We start from the raw sequence: 14,919 nt of genomic DNA on the forward strand, positions 1-14,919 counted from the left end.
CCACAGGGCGTACGCCGACCGGTTGCGTCCGCGGCGCCGCACCTGCTGGCATGGGCGGGTGCTCGACGAGGCCCTCGACCTGTTCCTCGGCAGCCGCTGCGTCGGGTGCGACGAGCCCGGGCGGATGCTCTGCCCGAGCTGCCGCACCGCGCTGTCGCGCCGGGCCGCGGTCGCCTGGCCGACGCCGGTGCCCGACGGCCTCGTGGTGCCCTGGGCCACCGAGACCTACGACGGTGCCGTGCGGGCGCTTGTCGTGGGTCACAAGGACCGCGGCCAGTGGAGCCACCGGCGCGTGCTCGGCGAGCTGCTGGCCGAGGCGGTCCGCGCCGCCGTGAGCGACCTCGAGGACCCTGGCCGCGAGCCGCTGCTGCTGGTGCCCGTGCCCTCCCGGCCGGGAGCCGGCCGGCAGCGCGGCTACGAGGCGACCGCCGCGCTGGTGCGGGCCGCGGCCGCCCGGCTGCGGCGCGGGCAGCGCCGACGGGTGGTCGTCACCGCGCCGCTGCTGGTCTCGCGCGGGGCGGCCGACCAGGCCGGCCTCGACGCCGGCGGACGGGCCGCCAACGTGCACCGCTCGATGCACTGCCCGTCGCGGGCGCTGGCCCGCGTGGCACGCCGCTGGCCGCGGGGCCACGTGGTGGTCTGCGACGACGTGCTGACCACCGGCGCGACGGCGCGTGAGGCGCAGCGCGCCCTCGAGGCGGTCGGCCTGCGGCCGCTCGCGATCGCCGCGGTCGCCGCCACGCGCAGGCGTGGCGGGAGCGACGGGCCAGGACGCGACCGACTGGTGGCATGACAGTTGGCCCGCAGCCATGGAGGGGCTAGCGTCGGTGCATGGAGTCCGCCCGGGTCCGTGGTTGCGTCACGGGGACGGGTGTGCGCGGCACCGCGAGGTGCGGCGCGCGATCCGAACCGTGGCTAGCCGATGCCAGTCGCAGGCGAAACGGTCCACGTAAGTCCACGAGCGCGGTGCTGCCCAGCAGCACGGGGCCCGTCGGACGATCACGGTGCGGCTTAGAAGTAAGTCCTGCCTCTGCGCCGACACCAGATGTGTCGGTGGCCGGGAGAAGGCCAGTAGTGACGGAGAAGTCGCGAACGCTTCAGCAGGCGGTTGTGGGGTCGAAGACCAGGTCGGCCGGGCGGGCTCCATCCCACCCTGCCCCGGCGGGTGTGCCGCCGCGGCGAAATGGAGGGGTGCGGACCGTTCGCTAGTTGAGGAGGTTCACATGGAGGTTGTGGTCACGGGACGGCACTGCGAGGTGTCCGACCGGTTCCGCGAGCACGTGTCCGAGAAGCTCACCCGTCTGGAGAAGCATGATCACCGGATCATGCGGGTCCAGGTGGAGGTGGAGCTCGAGAAGAACCCCCGACAGCACGACCGGTCCACCAAGGTCGAGCTGACCGCCTTCTCCAAGGGCCCGGTCATCCGGGCCGAGGCGGCGGCCGAGGACAAGATGGGCGCGCTGGACCTGGCCCTCGACAAGATGCAGGCGCAGATGCGTCGCGCGGCCGACCGGCGCCGGGTGCACAAGGGCCGCAATGCCCACGTCTCGGTGGGCGAGGCCCTCGCGGGGATGCCCGAGGTGCCGGACTCGGCGGCCGAGCCCGACGACGCCGTCATCGAGCGCAAGGTCGGTCCGATCACCGTGACCGGCGACGGACCGCTGGTGGTGCGCGAGAAGTCCCACAGCGCCACACCCATGACGCTCGACCAGGCGCTCTACGAGATGGAGCTGGTCGGGCACGACTTCTACCTCTTCGTCGACAAGGAGAGCGAGCGCCCCGCGGTGGTCTACCGCCGCCGCGGCTACGACTACGGCGTGATCTCGCTCGACGTCGCCGAGCTGGACGACGCGACGGCGCCCGACGTGGCCGCCGTCGACCAGCGCTGAGCACCGCTGACCAGCGCTGACCCAGTGAGGCGCCCCCGGTCACGCGCGCATGACATGATGCGCGCGTGACCGAGGCAACAGGGACCGAACCCGTCCGCGTCCTGGTGGTGGACGACCAAGAGCTCTTCCGCCGCGGGCTGATCATGCTCCTCGGTGGCGACAGCGACATCGAGGTCGTGGGTGAGGCCGCCGACGGCATCACCGCGACGGACCTCGCGGTCTCGACGGCTCCCGACGTGATCCTGCTCGACGTCCGCATGCCCCGGCGCACGGGCGTCGAGGCGTGCCGCGCGATCAAGGAGGCCGTGCCCTCGGCCAAGATCATCATGCTGACGGTCTCCGACGAGGAGGCCGACCTCTACGAGTCGGTCAAGAACGGCGCCTCGGGCTACCTCCTCAAGGACTCCTCCATCGAGGAGGTCGCGCAGGCCGTGCGCGTCGTCAACGAGGGCCAGTCGCTCATCAGCCCGTCGATGGCGGTCAAGCTGATCGACGAGTTCAAGCAGATGTCCAAGCCTGAGCGCGAGCAGGGTCCGGCGCTGCGCCTGACCGAGCGCGAGCTCGAGGTGCTCCGGCTGGTGGCCAAGGGCCTCAACAACCGTGAGGTCGCCAAGGAGCTCTTCATCTCCGAGAACACGGTGAAGAACCACGTGCGCAACATCTTGGAGAAGCTCCAGCTGCACTCCCGCATGGAGGCCGTCATGTACGCCATGCGCGAGAAGCTGCTCGACCTGCCCTGACCCAGCGCCGGCCCTGGGGCCGGGCGGCTGTCGGCGTCCTCTGGTTGAGTTCGTCCCGTGACGGAGACCCTCAGCAAGCTCCAGGCGCGCCGCATCGCGCTCGCCGCCCAGGGGTTCACCGACCGGCCCCACACGACCCCGTCCATGCGCACGCTCGAGCGCACGGTCTCGCGCACCGGCGTGCTCCAGGTCGACTCGGTCAACGTCCTCCAGCGCGCCCACTTCATGCCGCTCTACTCGCGGATGGGCCCCTACGACGTCGACCTGCTGCGGCGCGCGGCCGAGCGGCGACCGCGCCGCCTCGTGGAGTACTGGGCGCACGTCCAGGCGCTGATGCCGGTCGCGCTGTGGCCTCTGATGCGGCACCGCATGGACCACTACCGCTCCGAGCGCGGCAAGTGGGGCTTCGTCGCCGCCGACCCCGGGCTCGAGGCGCGCGTCCTGGCGGCCGTCGCCGAGCGGGGGCCGGTCACCGCGCGCGACCTCGAGGAGGAGTTCAGCACCGGCCCGCGCACCCGGGAGCACTGGGGCTGGAACTGGTCGGACGCGCGCAAGGTCCTCGACTACCTCTTCCTCGTCGGCGACGTCGCGATCGCCGGGCGCACCAGCCAGTTCGAGGTGGTCTACGACCTCCCCGAGCGTGTGCTGCCCGCCGACGTCCTCGCCGCCCCCACGCCCACGCCGCAGGAGGCGGTGACCGAGCTGGTGCGCCTGGCCGCCCGCTCGCACGGTGTCGCCAGCGCCAGCTGCCTCGCCGACTACTACCGGCTGCGCCTGCAGCCCGCGTCCGGCCGGGCCAGCACCCGGGTCGCGGTCGACGAGCTGGTCGCGTCCGGCGAGCTGCTGCCGGTCCGGGTGCAGGGCTGGAAGCGCCCGGCCTACCTCCACCGCGACGCGAAGGTCCCGCGACGCGTCGGGGCCCGCACCCTGCTCAGTCCGTTCGACCCCGTCGTGTGGGAGCGCGGACGGGCCGAGGCGCTGTTCGACTTCTTCTACCGCATCGAGATCTACGTCCCGGCCGAGAAGCGGCTCCACGGCTACTACGTCCTGCCCTTCCTGCTGGGCGACCGGCTGGTCGCGCGGGTGGACCTCAAGGCCGACCGGGCCGGCCGCGTGCTGCTCGTCCGCGGCGCCTTCGCCGAGGAGGCCGCGCCCCCGGGGACCGCCGAGGAGCTCGCCGCCGAGCTGCGCCGACTGGCCGGCTGGCTCGGTCTCGACGACGTGGCGGTGGGCGAGCGCGGGAACCTGTCCGGGCCGCTGTCGCACGCATTGGGTCGAGCGTTGGAGCGGTAGGTACAGTTACCACTCGTGCCTGCCATCATCGACAAGCTGCTCCGCATCGGCGAGGGCAAGATCCTCCGCGAGCTGGAAGCCATCTCCAAGGCCGTCAACGCCATCGAGGACGACTTCGTCAAGATGACCGACGACGAGCTCCGCGCGATGACCGACGAGTTCCGCGAGCGGCTGGCGGGCGGCGAGACCCTCGACGACATCATGCCGGAGGCCTTCGCCACGGTCCGCGAGGCCAGCAAGCGGGTGCTCGGCATGCGCCCCTTCGACGTGCAGATCATGGGTGCCGCCGCGCTGCACCTCGGCAACATCGCCGAGATGAAGACCGGTGAGGGCAAGACCCTCGTCGCCGTGCTGCCGTCCTACCTCAACGCCCTCGAGGGCAAGGGCGTGCACATCGTCACGGTCAACGACTACCTCGCGAGGTTCCAGTCCGAGCAGATGGGCCGGGTGCACCACTTCCTCGGCCTGACCGTCGGCGTGATCCTGCCGTCGATGCGCCCGGCCGAGCGCCGCGAGGCCTACGGCTGCGACATCACCTACGGCACCAACAACGAGCTCGGCTTCGACTACCTGCGCGACAACATGGCCGACTCGGTCGAGGAGTGCGTGCAGCGCGGCCACAACTTCGCGATCGTGGACGAGGTCGACTCCATCCTCATCGACGAGGCGCGGACCCCGCTCATCATCAGCGGCCCGACCCAGGACGAGGTCAAGTGGTACGCCGAGTTCGCCAAGATCGCGCGCTCGATGGTCCGCGACACCGACTACGAGGTCGACGAGAAGAAGCGCACGATCTCCGTGCTCGAGCCGGGCATCACCAAGGTGGAGGACCACCTCGGGATCGACAACCTCTACGACTCGGTCAACACCCCGCTCATCTCGTTCCTCAACAACTCCATCAAGGCCAAGGAGCTGTTCCGCAACGACAAGGAGTACGTCGTCATGGACGGCGAGGTGCTCATCGTCGACGAGCACACCGGCCGCATCCTGGCCGGCCGCCGCTACAACGACGGCCTGCACCAGGCCATCGAGGCCAAGGAGGGCGTGACCGTCCGCGAGGAGTACCAGACCCTCGCCACGATCACCCTGCAGAACTACTTCCGCCTCTACGCCAAGCTCTCGGGCATGACCGGCACGGCTATGACCGAGGCCTCCGAGTTCGACAAGATCTACGGCCTCGGCGTCGTCCCGATCCCCACGAACCGCCCGATGCAGCGCGTCGACAACGTCGACCTGGTCTACCGGACCGAGGAGGCGAAGTACGAGGCCGTCGCCGACGACATCGCCGAGCGCCACGACAAGGGCCAGCCGATCCTCATCGGCACCGTGTCGGTCGAGAAGTCCGAGTACCTCTCCAACCTGCTCAAGAGGCGCGGGATCCCGCACACCGTCCTCAACGCCAAGCAGCACGCCGACGAGGCCAAGGTCGTCGCGCTCGCCGGCCACAAGGGCTCGGTCACCGTCGCCACCAACATGGCCGGCCGCGGCACCGACATCATGCTCGGCGGGTCGGTCGACTTCCTCGCCGACCAGGAGCTGCGCCAGCAGGGCCTCGACCCGGTCGAGGCCCCGGAGGCGTACGACGCGGCCTGGCCGGCCACCGTCGAGCGCATCAAGGCCCAGGTGGCGGCCGAGCACGACGAGGTCCGCGACCTCGGCGGCCTCTACGTCGTCGGCACCGAGCGGCACGAGTCGCGCCGCATCGACAACCAGCTCCGAGGTCGGTCCGGCCGACAGGGCGACCCGGGCGAGTCCCGGTTCTACCTGTCGCTGCAGGACGAGATGATGCGGCTCTTCAAGTCGGAGTGGGTCGACCGGATCCTCACCGTGCTCAGGGTCCCCGACGACGTGCCGATCGACGCCAAGCGGGTCAGCAACGCCATCGCCGGCGCGCAGGCCAACATCGAGTCGCAGAACTTCGAGTCGCGCAAGAACGTGCTCAAGTACGACGACGTGATGAGCCGGCAGCGCGAGGTCATCTACGCCGAGCGCCGCCGCGTGCTCGAGGGCGCCGACCTGGGCGAGCAGATCCGCGGCTTCATCGACGACGTCATCACCGGCTACGTCCGCGGTGCCACGGAGGGCTACGCCGAGGACTGGGACCTCGACGCCCTGTTCACCGCGCTCGGCCAGCTCTACCCGGTGGGGCTGACCAAGGACGGCGTGATCAAGGAGGCCGGCGGCCTCGAGAACATCAGCCGCGAGAAGCTCATCGAGGACCTGCAGAAGGACGTGCAGGAGGCCTACGACCGCCGTGAGGACGAGATGGGCGAGGAGGTGCAGCGCGAGCTCGAGCGCCGCGTCGTGCTGTCGGTCCTCGACCGCAAGTGGCGCGAGCACCTCTACGAGATGGACTACCTCCGTGAGGGCATCTCGCTGCGTGCGTACGCCCAGCGTGACCCGCTCGTGGAGTACCAGCGCGAGGGCTTCGACATGTTCACCGCCATGATGGACGGCATCAAGGAGGAGTCGGTCGGCTTCCTGTTCAACCTCCAGGTCGAGGTCGACGACGAGGGTGACGACGCCGCCGCCGTCGACGCGCAGCCGGAGGCCCAGGTCACGACGCCGCAGGCGCCGCAGATCTCCGTGGCCACCCCGCAGATCGACTTCGCCAAGGCCGCCGCCCACGCACCGGGGGCCCAGCCGGCACAGCCGGCTCAGCCGCAGCAGCCCACCATCCGGGCCAAGGGGCTCGACAAGCCCAAGCGGACGCAGAACCTGTCCTACAGCGCTCCGTCCGAGGACGGCGAGGCCGAGGTGCACGCCGCTCCCGAGGCCGACAGCGACGACCCGTTCGCGGGCGTCGGTCGCAACTCGCTGTGCCCGTGCGGCTCGGGTCAGAAGTTCAAGCGCTGCCACGGCGCTCCCGGCGGCGCCAGCGGTCGCGCCACGGTCGGCGGCTGACCGGACGGTCGGCGCGAGCGGTCAGCCCCAGCTGATCGCGACGCACTGCCAGCGGTCGCGCACGACCTCGAACCGTGCGGCGACCGCCCGGGAGCGACGGCCGTAGCGCACGTGCGCGCTGGCCTCGACCGCGTCGCGGCGGATCAGCGCGGTCCGGACGCCCACCACGACGGGCCGGGCCGGGTTCGGTCCCCGGACCTGCCCGGCCGTGAGCCCGGCGGCGGCGCGGACGGTCCGGGCGCGCTCGGACAGGTCCTCGTAGACGTCCGGCACGGTGTGGCGCAGCAGCTGGCTCACCGGCCGGTCGCCGGCGGCGATCTCGACCAGTGCCTGGAGGCACCGACCGACGAAGGCGTCGACCTGGTGGCGCTCGGCGGCCGCGACGTCGACGAGGTCGACGGCGTGGGCGCTGCGCAACCGGGGTCGCGGGGGAGCGGTGCGCGGCGTCAGATCGAGGGCCAGCGACCCCTGCACGCTGGCCAGGGCGGCCGGCGGCCTGAGGACGATGACCTCGGCGTCAGCGGTGTCGGGTGTGCTCATCATCGTGCTCCGTCCTTCTCGTCGGGCTTGTCGTCGGGCTGCTGGTGGGGCTGCTGGTCGGGCAGGCGCAGCACCTGCCCGGGGAGGATCAGGTCGGGGTCGTCGCCCACGACGCCGCGGTTGGCCCGCCAGATCGCGCGCCACCGCGCCTCCACGGAGCCGCCGTCCGGGTGCGCCCGCGCGATGGACCACAGCGAGTCACCGGACCGGACGACGTGGACCGCCGGGCCCGGCCGCCGCGACGGGCGGATCGGCGGGGTCGGCGGCGCTGGCTCGACCGCGCGCTCCGGCAGCGCCAGGCCGACGAGCAGCTCGGGACCGTCGGCGACGGCCGGGGTCGTGGTGCCGGCCACGACGGCGACGCCGCACGCGGCGAGCACGAGGCGCCGGGTCGCGCCGGCCGCGTCCTCGCGGAGCCGGCCGGTCAGCAGCCCGACGACGGTCGCGGTGGTCACCGCCCACAGCCACGCGAGGGCTGCGCACAGCGCGAGGGCGCACCCGGCGACCACGACGTCCACGACGCGGCCGGCACCCACGCCGCTCGCGGCCGCGTGCCACGAGCCGGGCAGCACGGTGGCCGCTGTGGCCGCCGCGGCGGTCACCGCGCCCCAGACGACCACGGGTCGTCCCTTGCTGCTGCTGTCCCGAGACACCGCCGAACCCTTCGTTTGCGTCTGTTTGCATCATTTAACGCCTGGCAGCATGAGCCGGTCAACGGTTGCGCGTGGCCTGTGGAGGGGGAGGGCCAGCACACGGGGGCGTCCTGAGCCGACCCGCCCGAGTGCATCCACCCGCGCACCTCGGACGGAGAAGCAGGTGTGCCGCAGATCGCGGTCACTGACGAGAGGACGAGACCATGAGACTGTTCCGCCGCTTCGCCGTGAGCCTGGCCGTACCCCTCGCCGCCGCGCTGGTCGCACCCGCAGGTGCTGCCGGCGCCACCGGCGACGGGCCTCCTGGTACTCGCAGCCTCGCCGCCGTGCTGACGTCCGACGGCAACCAGTTCGACCGCAACTGGCACGACTACGACATCGTCACCGAGGCCGTGCTGGCCGTGATCGCGGCCGACGCCGATGCCGACAGCCCGGTGCGACTGCTCACCGACGGCACGGTCCCGCTGACCGCCTTCCTGCCCAACGACCGGGCCTTCCAGCTCCTCGTCAAGGACCTCACCGGGCAGTGGGTGCGCAGCGAGGCCGACGTGTTCGCCGCGACGGCCGGGCTCGGGATCGAGACGGTGGAGGACGTGCTGCTCTACCACGTCGTGCCGGGGGCGACGATCACCGCCCGTGACGCCGTCCGCGCCGACGGGGCGGATCTGACGACCGCCCTCGGCCCCGTGATCGGTGTCCGCGTCTACAGCCGCTACCTGCCGCTCATCGGCCTGCGCGACCAGGATCCCGACGATGCCGACCCGATCGTCAACCCGTTCGCGCTCGACATCAACCGGGGCAACGCACAGATCGCGCACGGCATCACCTTCGTGCTCCGGCCCGTGAACCTCTGACCCCGTCCACCCGGCCGTCCTCGCGACGGGCCTCCCACTCCACCTCCCGCGTCGTTACAGTCCCTGCATGCCCTGGGAGCACGAGCTGTTCGCCCTCCTCGACGACCTCGAGGGACAGGCGGCAGCGGCGTGGGAGTCCGACCGCGAGGCGGAGCTCGCCGACCGGGCCCGCAGCGAGTACGGCGCGGTCACCCTGGCCAGCCGGCTGATGGCGTCCCGGGGGCAGGTGGTCGCCCTCGACCTCCCGCACCTCGGCCGCATCGAGGGCCGGCTCGACCGGATGGCGTCGGAGTGGTGCCTGCTCAGCGGCACCGGCCAGGACTGGCTGGTGCCGCTGGGCGCGGTGGTCGGCGTCCGCGGCGCCAGCGAGCGATCCGTGCCGGAGGTCGCGTGGTCACCGGTGGACCGGCTCGGGCTCCGGGCCGCGCTGCGCCGCCTGGCCGAGGCCGGGGAGCGGTGCCTGGTGCACCTGGCCGACGGCACCCGCCACGAGGCGTACGTCGACCGCGTGGGCGCGGACTTCGCCGAGTGCCGCACCGCCGGGGACGCGCCGGCCGGCGTGCTGCTGGTGCCCTTCTCGGCGCTGGTCGCGGTGCAGAGCCGCGAGGATCAGGTCGCCTCGACGTCGTAGGGCGGGACCTGGCCCTCGGGGAGCGTCGGCTTCCTGGCCTGCTCCCGGTCGACCTCGGCCATCGCCTCGGTGATGTGCTTGCGGACGATCGTGCGCGGGTCGAGGTCGCGCAGCTGCAGGTCGGCGTAGTCCGGGCCGAGCTCGTTGCGGAGCTCGTCGCGGGCGTTGTGCGCCAGCCCGCGCGCGCGGTGGAGCAGCTGGGCCGCCTGACGGGCGAGGTCGGGCAGCTTGTCCGGACCCAGCACGACGACCGCCACCAGGGCGATCACGGCCAGCTCGAGGAGCCCGACGTCGAACATGCCCCAGAACCTACTGGGTCAGAACTTGCTGGAGGGCGTCAGGCCGAGCTGCATGCCCGCGAGCCCGCGACCGCGGCCCGACAGCGACTGGGCGACCGAGGCCAGCTCGCGTGCCGCCGGGGCGGCGGGGTCGGCCTCGATGATCGGCTTGCCGACGTCGCCGCCCTCGCGCAGCGAGATGTCGAGGGGGATCCGTGCGAGCACCGGCACGTCGTAGCCGAAGCGCTCCGACAGCGTCTGCGCCACGCGGGTGCCGCCGCCGGTGCCGAACACCTCGAGCCGGTGGTCGTCCTCCGGCGGGCAGTGGGGGCAGGGGAGGTAGCTCATGTTCTCGACGACGCCGATGACGCGCTGGTGCATCATCGAGGCCATCGTCCCGGCGCGCTCCGCGACCTCCGCGGCCGCCTCCTGCGGGGTGGTGACCACGATGACCTCGGCGCTGGGCAGGTGCTGGCCGAGCGAGATGGCTACGTCGCCGGTGCCGGGGGGCAGGTCGAGGAGCAGGGCGTCGAGGTCGCCCCAGTAGACGTCGGCGAGCATCTGGACCAGCGCCCGGTCGAGCATGGGGCCGCGCCAGGCGACCACCTGGTCGCGACGCGGCTTGAGCATGCCGATCGAGATGACCGAGACGCCGCTCGCCGTCGGCACCGGCATGATCAGGTCGTCGACCTGCGTCGGACGGGCGTCGGCGATGCCCAGCATCGCCGGGACCGAGTGGCCGTAGATGTCGGCGTCGACGATGCCGACCTTGAGGCCCTGGTGGGCCAGCGCGAGGGCGAGGTTGACCGTGACCGACGACTTGCCGACGCCGCCCTTGCCGCTGGCGATCGCGTAGACCTTGGTCAGCGAGCCGGGCTGGGCGAAGGGGATCTCGCGCTGGGCACGGCCGTCGCTGAGGATCTCCTTGAGGCCGGCGCGCTGCTCGGCGCTCATCACGCCGAGGGTGAGGTCGATCGCGGCGACGCCGGGGACCTTGGTGACGGCGGCGGTGACGTCGCGGTTGATCGTGTCCTTGAGGGGGCACCCCGCCACCGTGAGGAGCACGTGGACCTGCACCGATCCGTCCGGCCCGACCTCGACGGAGTCCACCATCCCGAGCTCGGTGATGGGGCGCTTGATCTCCGGGTCGTTGACGGTCGCCAGCGCGTCCATCACCTGCTGCTGCGTGGGGGTGCTCATGATGGTCCAGTCTACGAGCCGACCCCGAAGGATCACTGTCCCGGCCGCTGCACCCAGTCCGGCGGAGCCTGGGCCGGGTCCTCCGGCTCGGTGCGGGAGAGCTCCTCGATGTCGCCGAGCAGGCCCCGCAGCTCCGAGCGGAGGAAGTCGCGCGTCGCGACCTCGCCGACGGCCATGCGCAGCGAGGCGACCTCGCGGGCGAGGAACTCCATGTCGGCGTGGGCGCGGGCGTTGGCCTGGCGGTCCTGCTCGGCCACCACCTTGTCGCGCTGCTCCTGGCGGTTCTGGGCGAGCAGGATCAGGGGAGCGGCGTACGACGCCTGCAGGCTGAGCATGAGGGTCAGGAAGATGAACGGGAACTCGTCGAAGCGCAGGTCCGCGGGCGCGAGCACGTTCCACAGCACCCAGGCCGCGACGAACATCGTCATCCACAGCAGGAACTTCGCCGTGCCCATGTAGCGGGCGAACGACTCCGCGAAGACGCCGAAGGTGTCCGCGTCGACGGTGGGGCGGCGCACGATCTGGCGCCGGCTCTCGCGGGGGGTGTCGAGGCGCACCCGGCGATCGGTCATCGGGTGCCCCCGGCGATGGGCCCGGGTCGCGGGGCGCGGTCGCGCCAGCCCTCGGGCAGCATGTGGTCGAGCAGGTCGTCGACGGTGACCGCGCCGATCAGCCGGCCCTCGTCGTCGACCACGGGGGCGGCGACGAGGTTGTAGGTCGCCAGGTGGGCGGCCACCTGGTCCATCGAGGCGTCGGCGCGCAGCGGGTCCATCGAGTCGTCGAGCGCCGCCGCGACCAGGGTCGAGGGCGGCTCGCGCAGCAGCCGCTGGATGTGGGCGGCGCCGAGCAGCCTGCCCGTCGGCGTCTCGAGCGGCTGGCGGCAGACGTAGACCAGCGCGGCCAGCGCGGGGGTGAGCTCGGGGTTGCGCACGTGGGCGAGCGCGTCGGCGATGGTGGCGTCGGGGGAGAGGATCACGGGCTCCGGCGTCATCATCGCGCCGGCGGTGTTGTCCTCGTAGGACATCAGGCGCCGGACGTCCTCGGCCTCGTTGGGCTCCATCAGCCCGAGGAGGGTGGCCGCGGTCTCCGGGTTGAGGTCGGCGATGAGGTCGGCGGCGTCGTCGGCCGACATCTCCTCCAGCACGTCGGCGGCGCGCTCGGAGTCGAGGTGCTCGAGGATCTCGACCTGGTCCTCCTCGGGCAGCTCCTCGAGCACGTCGGCCAGGCGCTCGTCGTCGAGGGCGGCCACCACGGCCGTACGCCGCTCGGGCGGCAGGTCGTGGATCATGTTGGCGGCGTCGGCGGGCCGCATGTCGTTGAGCGCGGCGATGAGGTGGGTGGCGCCCTGCGTCGGCTCCTGCCGGGTGAGGCCGGTGATGTCGCGCCACTCCACGACGTGGGTCTGGCCGCGGCGCCGGAAGCCCTTGCTCGGCTCGCGGACGGCGACCCGGGACAGCACCCAGTCGCGGTTGCGGGCCTGCTCCATCGCGACGTCGTAGACGACTCCCGTGATGGGCTCGCCCCTGCCCGGGTCCTTGATCGACACGGTGCGGTCGAGCATCTGCCCCATGACGAGCGTCTCGGTCGAGCGCTGCTCGAAGCGCCGCATGTTGAGCAGGCCCGTCGTGTGCACCTGGCCGCTGTCGATGGCGGTGATCCGGGTCATCGGCACGAAGATCCGGCGCCGGCCGAAGACCTCGGCGACCATGCCGAGCACCCGCGGCTGGCTCGTCTCGGTGCGGAGCGCGACGACCAGGTCGCGCACCTTGGCCACCTGGTCGCCCTGGGGGTCGAAGATCGGCAGCCCGACGAGCCGGGCCACGAAGACGCGGGTCGGGGTGGTGCTCACGTCCGCAACCGTAGCGTGCGGGCAACGCGCGGAGTCGGGCCCACACCGGGCACCTGATGTTACGCTTGCGCCGCAGGAGTCACTCCTGTCACATCGATCGAGCCCGGGCCCGTGTGCTCCGGGGCCCGGTCGGGTCACCTCGACAAACGCCACTTCCCCGACGACTGTGAGGCCCCACGTCATGTTCGGCTCGTCCCTGTTCCGCCTCCCGCGCCCGTCCCGTCCCGCCCGGCGCCTCGGCGCCGTGGCCCTGACGCTCGCGACCGGGCTCGCCCTCGCCCCTGCCGGCGGGGTGTCGTCCGCCTCCGCCGTCGCCGTCACCGACGATGCCCTCCAGACCACGCCGGCCACGGCGTTCCGCGTCGGCACCTTCAACGTCCTCGGAGCCGACCACACGGCCCCCGGCGGCAACCGCAAGGGCTGGGACCCGGGCGTCGTCCGGATGGACCGCGTGGTCAGCCTCATCGGCGAGCACGAGCTCGACGTGGTGGGCTTCCAGGAGTTCCAGCCGCCGCAGGCGACGCGGTTCCAGGAGCTGACCGGGACGTCCTGGCAGACCTACCCCGGCCTCGACGCGACGGTGGGGCCCTCGGTCAACTCGATCGGGTGGCGCACCGACGTGTGGCAGCTGCTCGAGTCCCGCACGCTCCCGATCCCGTACTTCTCCGGCGCGCCCAGCCGGATGCCGGCCGTCCTGCTGCAGAACATCGAGACCGGCCGTCGGGTGTGGTTCTTCAACACCCACAACCCCGCCGACGTCCGCGGCCCGGCGCAGCAGTGGCGCGACGCCGGCTTCGCGATGGAGGCTGCGCTCGCCAACGAGCTGCGGGCGACGCACCCGGACGCGGCGTTCATCTCCCTGGGCGACAAGAACGACCGCGCCCGCTACTACTGCTCGGTCGCGATGGCCGCCGACATGTGGTCCGCGAGCGGCGGCTGGACCGACGGCACGAGCTGCTCGGCCCCGGCCGGCGGCGCGATCGACTGGATCCTGGGCACCAAGAACGTCTACTTCAACGGCTACACCCGGCTGTGGAACGACTACGTCTCACAGACCAGCGACCACCCGCTCTACTACGCCAACGCCGTCGTCCCGGCCTCGGCCCCGCCGGCCGTCGACCACGTCGTCGTCGTGGCGGTGCCGGGCCTGACGTCCACCGTCGCGCGGAGCCTCGCTCCCGACGTCGCCGAGCTCGGCCGCCTGTCCGCCAACGGCGCCTCGACGCTGAACGCCCGGACGGTCGCCGAGAACACCGGCCCGGACGCCAACCTCGTCTCGCTGCTCACCGGCCGGCGCGTGTTCCCCAAGCAGGGCGGCCACGGCGTCGGCTCCACGAAGGCCCTCCCCTCGACGGTGCACCAGTCGGCCGGGCAGTACGTCTCCGGCATCTTCGACCTCGCCCACAACAACTCCTACCGCACGACGTTCGTCTCGAGCCGCTCGCAGACCGACCTGCTCCGACGCAGCTGGAACAAGCAGACGGGCGGCAAGGACCCCTACGGCAAGGACGACGGGACCGCCAAGATCGACCGGTTCAAGGTCAAGCGCGACGACGCCGCCTCCGTCGGCTGGTGGCGCGACAACATCGGCCGCAAGCCGAGCCAGCTCAGCGTCATCGAGCTCGGCGGGGTGGCGAAGACCGCGCTGGCCGAGGGCTGGAACGGTCCGGCCTACCAGAAGGCCGTCCGCAAGGCCTTCCAGAAGGTCGCAGCGATCCGTCGCGGCATCGACAAGCAGCCGGCCATGGCCGGCACGACGCTCCTGGTCGTCACCGGCACCGGTGGCGCGCAGCGGTCCAAGGGCTCCTCGACCACCTGGAAGCAGAGCTACCGCGTCCCGATGTGGGTGACCGGCCCCGGCGTCGCCGCCGGCAGCAGCCTGTACTCGCTCAACCCGGCGTTCACCGAGCCCGGCGAGGCGCAGGTGCCCTACTCCGGTGACCAGCCCATCCGGGTCGGCGACCTCGCCAACCTGGTGACGCGCTCCCTCGGGCTCCCGCCGGTGCCGGGCGCGACCATGGACCCCGAGCAGCGCTTCTCGGCCTTCGACCCGCTGGCGGTGCCCGGCTCCTGAGCAAAGGTTGGGAC

Annotated in this window: 14 protein-coding genes; 8 read left to right on the forward strand and 6 right to left on the reverse strand. The window is 72.2% G+C overall.

The window, feature by feature from the left end:
* Positions 1-58: 58 nt before the first annotated feature.
* From SHK17_RS05515 to secA, 5 genes are all read left to right on the forward strand, one after another.
* On the forward strand, positions 59-793 hold the full coding sequence (locus tag SHK17_RS05515) for a ComF family protein (RefSeq protein ID WP_322921367.1): 735 nt from the start codon (positions 59-61) through the stop codon (positions 791-793).
* Positions 794-1,223: 430 nt separating this feature from the next.
* On the forward strand, positions 1,224-1,889 hold the full coding sequence (gene hpf / locus SHK17_RS05520) for a ribosome hibernation-promoting factor, HPF/YfiA family (protein WP_322921369.1): 666 nt from the start codon (positions 1,224-1,226) through the stop codon (positions 1,887-1,889).
* 65 nt (positions 1,890-1,954) lie between these two features.
* Positions 1,955-2,629, forward strand: coding sequence for a response regulator transcription factor (locus SHK17_RS05525; RefSeq protein ID WP_322424735.1), 675 nt, complete (start codon positions 1,955-1,957; stop codon positions 2,627-2,629).
* A 57-nt stretch (positions 2,630-2,686) separates the two neighbouring features.
* On the forward strand, positions 2,687-3,922 hold the full coding sequence (locus SHK17_RS05530) for a winged helix-turn-helix domain-containing protein (RefSeq protein WP_322921371.1): 1,236 nt from the start codon (positions 2,687-2,689) through the stop codon (positions 3,920-3,922).
* A 15-nt stretch (positions 3,923-3,937) separates the two neighbouring features.
* Entirely contained in the window at positions 3,938-6,826 is a 2,889-nt protein-coding gene (gene secA / locus SHK17_RS05535) for a preprotein translocase subunit SecA (RefSeq protein ID WP_322921373.1), read from the forward strand.
* A gap of 21 nt (positions 6,827-6,847) precedes the next feature.
* On the opposite strand, the gene SHK17_RS05540 is transcribed toward secA, so the two are convergent.
* Together SHK17_RS05540 and SHK17_RS05545 are read right to left on the reverse strand one after the other, a co-directional pair.
* On the reverse strand, positions 6,848-7,366 hold the full coding sequence (locus tag SHK17_RS05540; RefSeq protein WP_322424732.1) for an Rv3235 family protein: 519 nt from the start codon (positions 7,364-7,366) through the stop codon (positions 6,848-6,850).
* Complete coding sequence (locus tag SHK17_RS05545) at positions 7,366-8,019, reverse strand: LysM peptidoglycan-binding domain-containing protein (RefSeq protein ID WP_322921375.1); 654 nt, start codon at positions 8,017-8,019, stop codon at positions 7,366-7,368. The genes SHK17_RS05540 and SHK17_RS05545 overlap by 1 nt, the downstream gene beginning before the upstream one ends.
* Before the next feature lie 203 nt (positions 8,020-8,222).
* On the opposite strand from SHK17_RS05545, the gene SHK17_RS05550 reads away from it, so the two are divergent.
* Complete coding sequence (locus SHK17_RS05550) at positions 8,223-8,873, forward strand: hypothetical protein (RefSeq protein ID WP_322921377.1); 651 nt, start codon at positions 8,223-8,225, stop codon at positions 8,871-8,873.
* Positions 8,874-8,940: 67 nt separating this feature from the next.
* Complete coding sequence (locus tag SHK17_RS05555) at positions 8,941-9,504, forward strand: hypothetical protein (RefSeq protein ID WP_322921379.1); 564 nt, start codon at positions 8,941-8,943, stop codon at positions 9,502-9,504.
* Here the strand turns inward: SHK17_RS05555 and SHK17_RS05560 are convergent.
* The 4 genes from SHK17_RS05560 to SHK17_RS05575 are packed head-to-tail and all read right to left on the reverse strand — an operon-like array spanning position 9,483 to position 12,831.
* Positions 9,483-9,803: a sec-independent translocase gene (locus tag SHK17_RS05560; RefSeq protein WP_172270438.1), complete on the reverse strand. Its 321-nt coding sequence runs from the start codon at positions 9,801-9,803 to the stop codon at positions 9,483-9,485. The two genes, SHK17_RS05555 and SHK17_RS05560, sit on opposite strands and share 22 nt — an antisense overlap.
* A gap of 18 nt (positions 9,804-9,821) precedes the next feature.
* Positions 9,822-10,982 (reverse strand): Mrp/NBP35 family ATP-binding protein, encoded by a 1,161-nt coding sequence (locus SHK17_RS05565; RefSeq protein WP_322921382.1) that lies wholly within the window; start codon positions 10,980-10,982, stop codon positions 9,822-9,824.
* A 32-nt stretch (positions 10,983-11,014) separates the two neighbouring features.
* On the reverse strand, positions 11,015-11,554 hold the full coding sequence (locus SHK17_RS05570; protein WP_322921384.1) for a DUF1003 domain-containing protein: 540 nt from the start codon (positions 11,552-11,554) through the stop codon (positions 11,015-11,017).
* A complete protein-coding gene (locus SHK17_RS05575; RefSeq protein WP_322921386.1) occupies positions 11,551-12,831 on the reverse strand; it encodes a magnesium transporter MgtE N-terminal domain-containing protein in 1,281 nt (426 codons plus the stop codon). Before SHK17_RS05575 ends, SHK17_RS05570 begins: the two co-directional genes overlap by 4 nt.
* A gap of 181 nt (positions 12,832-13,012) precedes the next feature.
* On the opposite strand from SHK17_RS05575, the gene SHK17_RS05580 reads away from it, so the two are divergent.
* Positions 13,013-14,905: an endonuclease/exonuclease/phosphatase family protein gene (locus tag SHK17_RS05580; RefSeq protein WP_322921389.1), complete on the forward strand. Its 1,893-nt coding sequence runs from the start codon at positions 13,013-13,015 to the stop codon at positions 14,903-14,905.
* The last annotated feature ends 14 nt before the right edge of the window (positions 14,906-14,919 follow it).

It is taken from the genome of Nocardioides renjunii (genome assembly GCF_034661175.1).
GTDB lineage: Bacteria > Actinomycetota > Actinomycetes > Propionibacteriales > Nocardioidaceae > Nocardioides > Nocardioides renjunii.

Excerpts from the sequence above, each read along its gene's own strand:
- hpf (WP_322921369.1), top strand. The coding sequence starts at position 1,224 with ATGGAGGTTGTGGTCACGGGACGGCACTGCGAGGTGTCCGACCGGTTC.
- SHK17_RS05540 (WP_322424732.1), bottom strand. The coding sequence starts at position 7,366 with ATGAGCACACCCGACACCGCTGACGCCGAGGTCATCGTCCTCAGGCCG.
- SHK17_RS05550 (WP_322921377.1), top strand. The coding sequence starts at position 8,223 with ATGAGACTGTTCCGCCGCTTCGCCGTGAGCCTGGCCGTACCCCTCGCC.
- SHK17_RS05555 (WP_322921379.1), top strand. The coding sequence starts at position 8,941 with ATGCCCTGGGAGCACGAGCTGTTCGCCCTCCTCGACGACCTCGAGGGA.
- SHK17_RS05560 (WP_172270438.1), bottom strand. The coding sequence starts at position 9,803 with ATGTTCGACGTCGGGCTCCTCGAGCTGGCCGTGATCGCCCTGGTGGCG.
- SHK17_RS05565 (WP_322921382.1), bottom strand. The coding sequence starts at position 10,982 with ATGAGCACCCCCACGCAGCAGCAGGTGATGGACGCGCTGGCGACCGTC.
- SHK17_RS05570 (WP_322921384.1), bottom strand. The coding sequence starts at position 11,554 with ATGACCGATCGCCGGGTGCGCCTCGACACCCCCCGCGAGAGCCGGCGC.
- SHK17_RS05580 (WP_322921389.1), top strand. The coding sequence starts at position 13,013 with ATGTTCGGCTCGTCCCTGTTCCGCCTCCCGCGCCCGTCCCGTCCCGCC.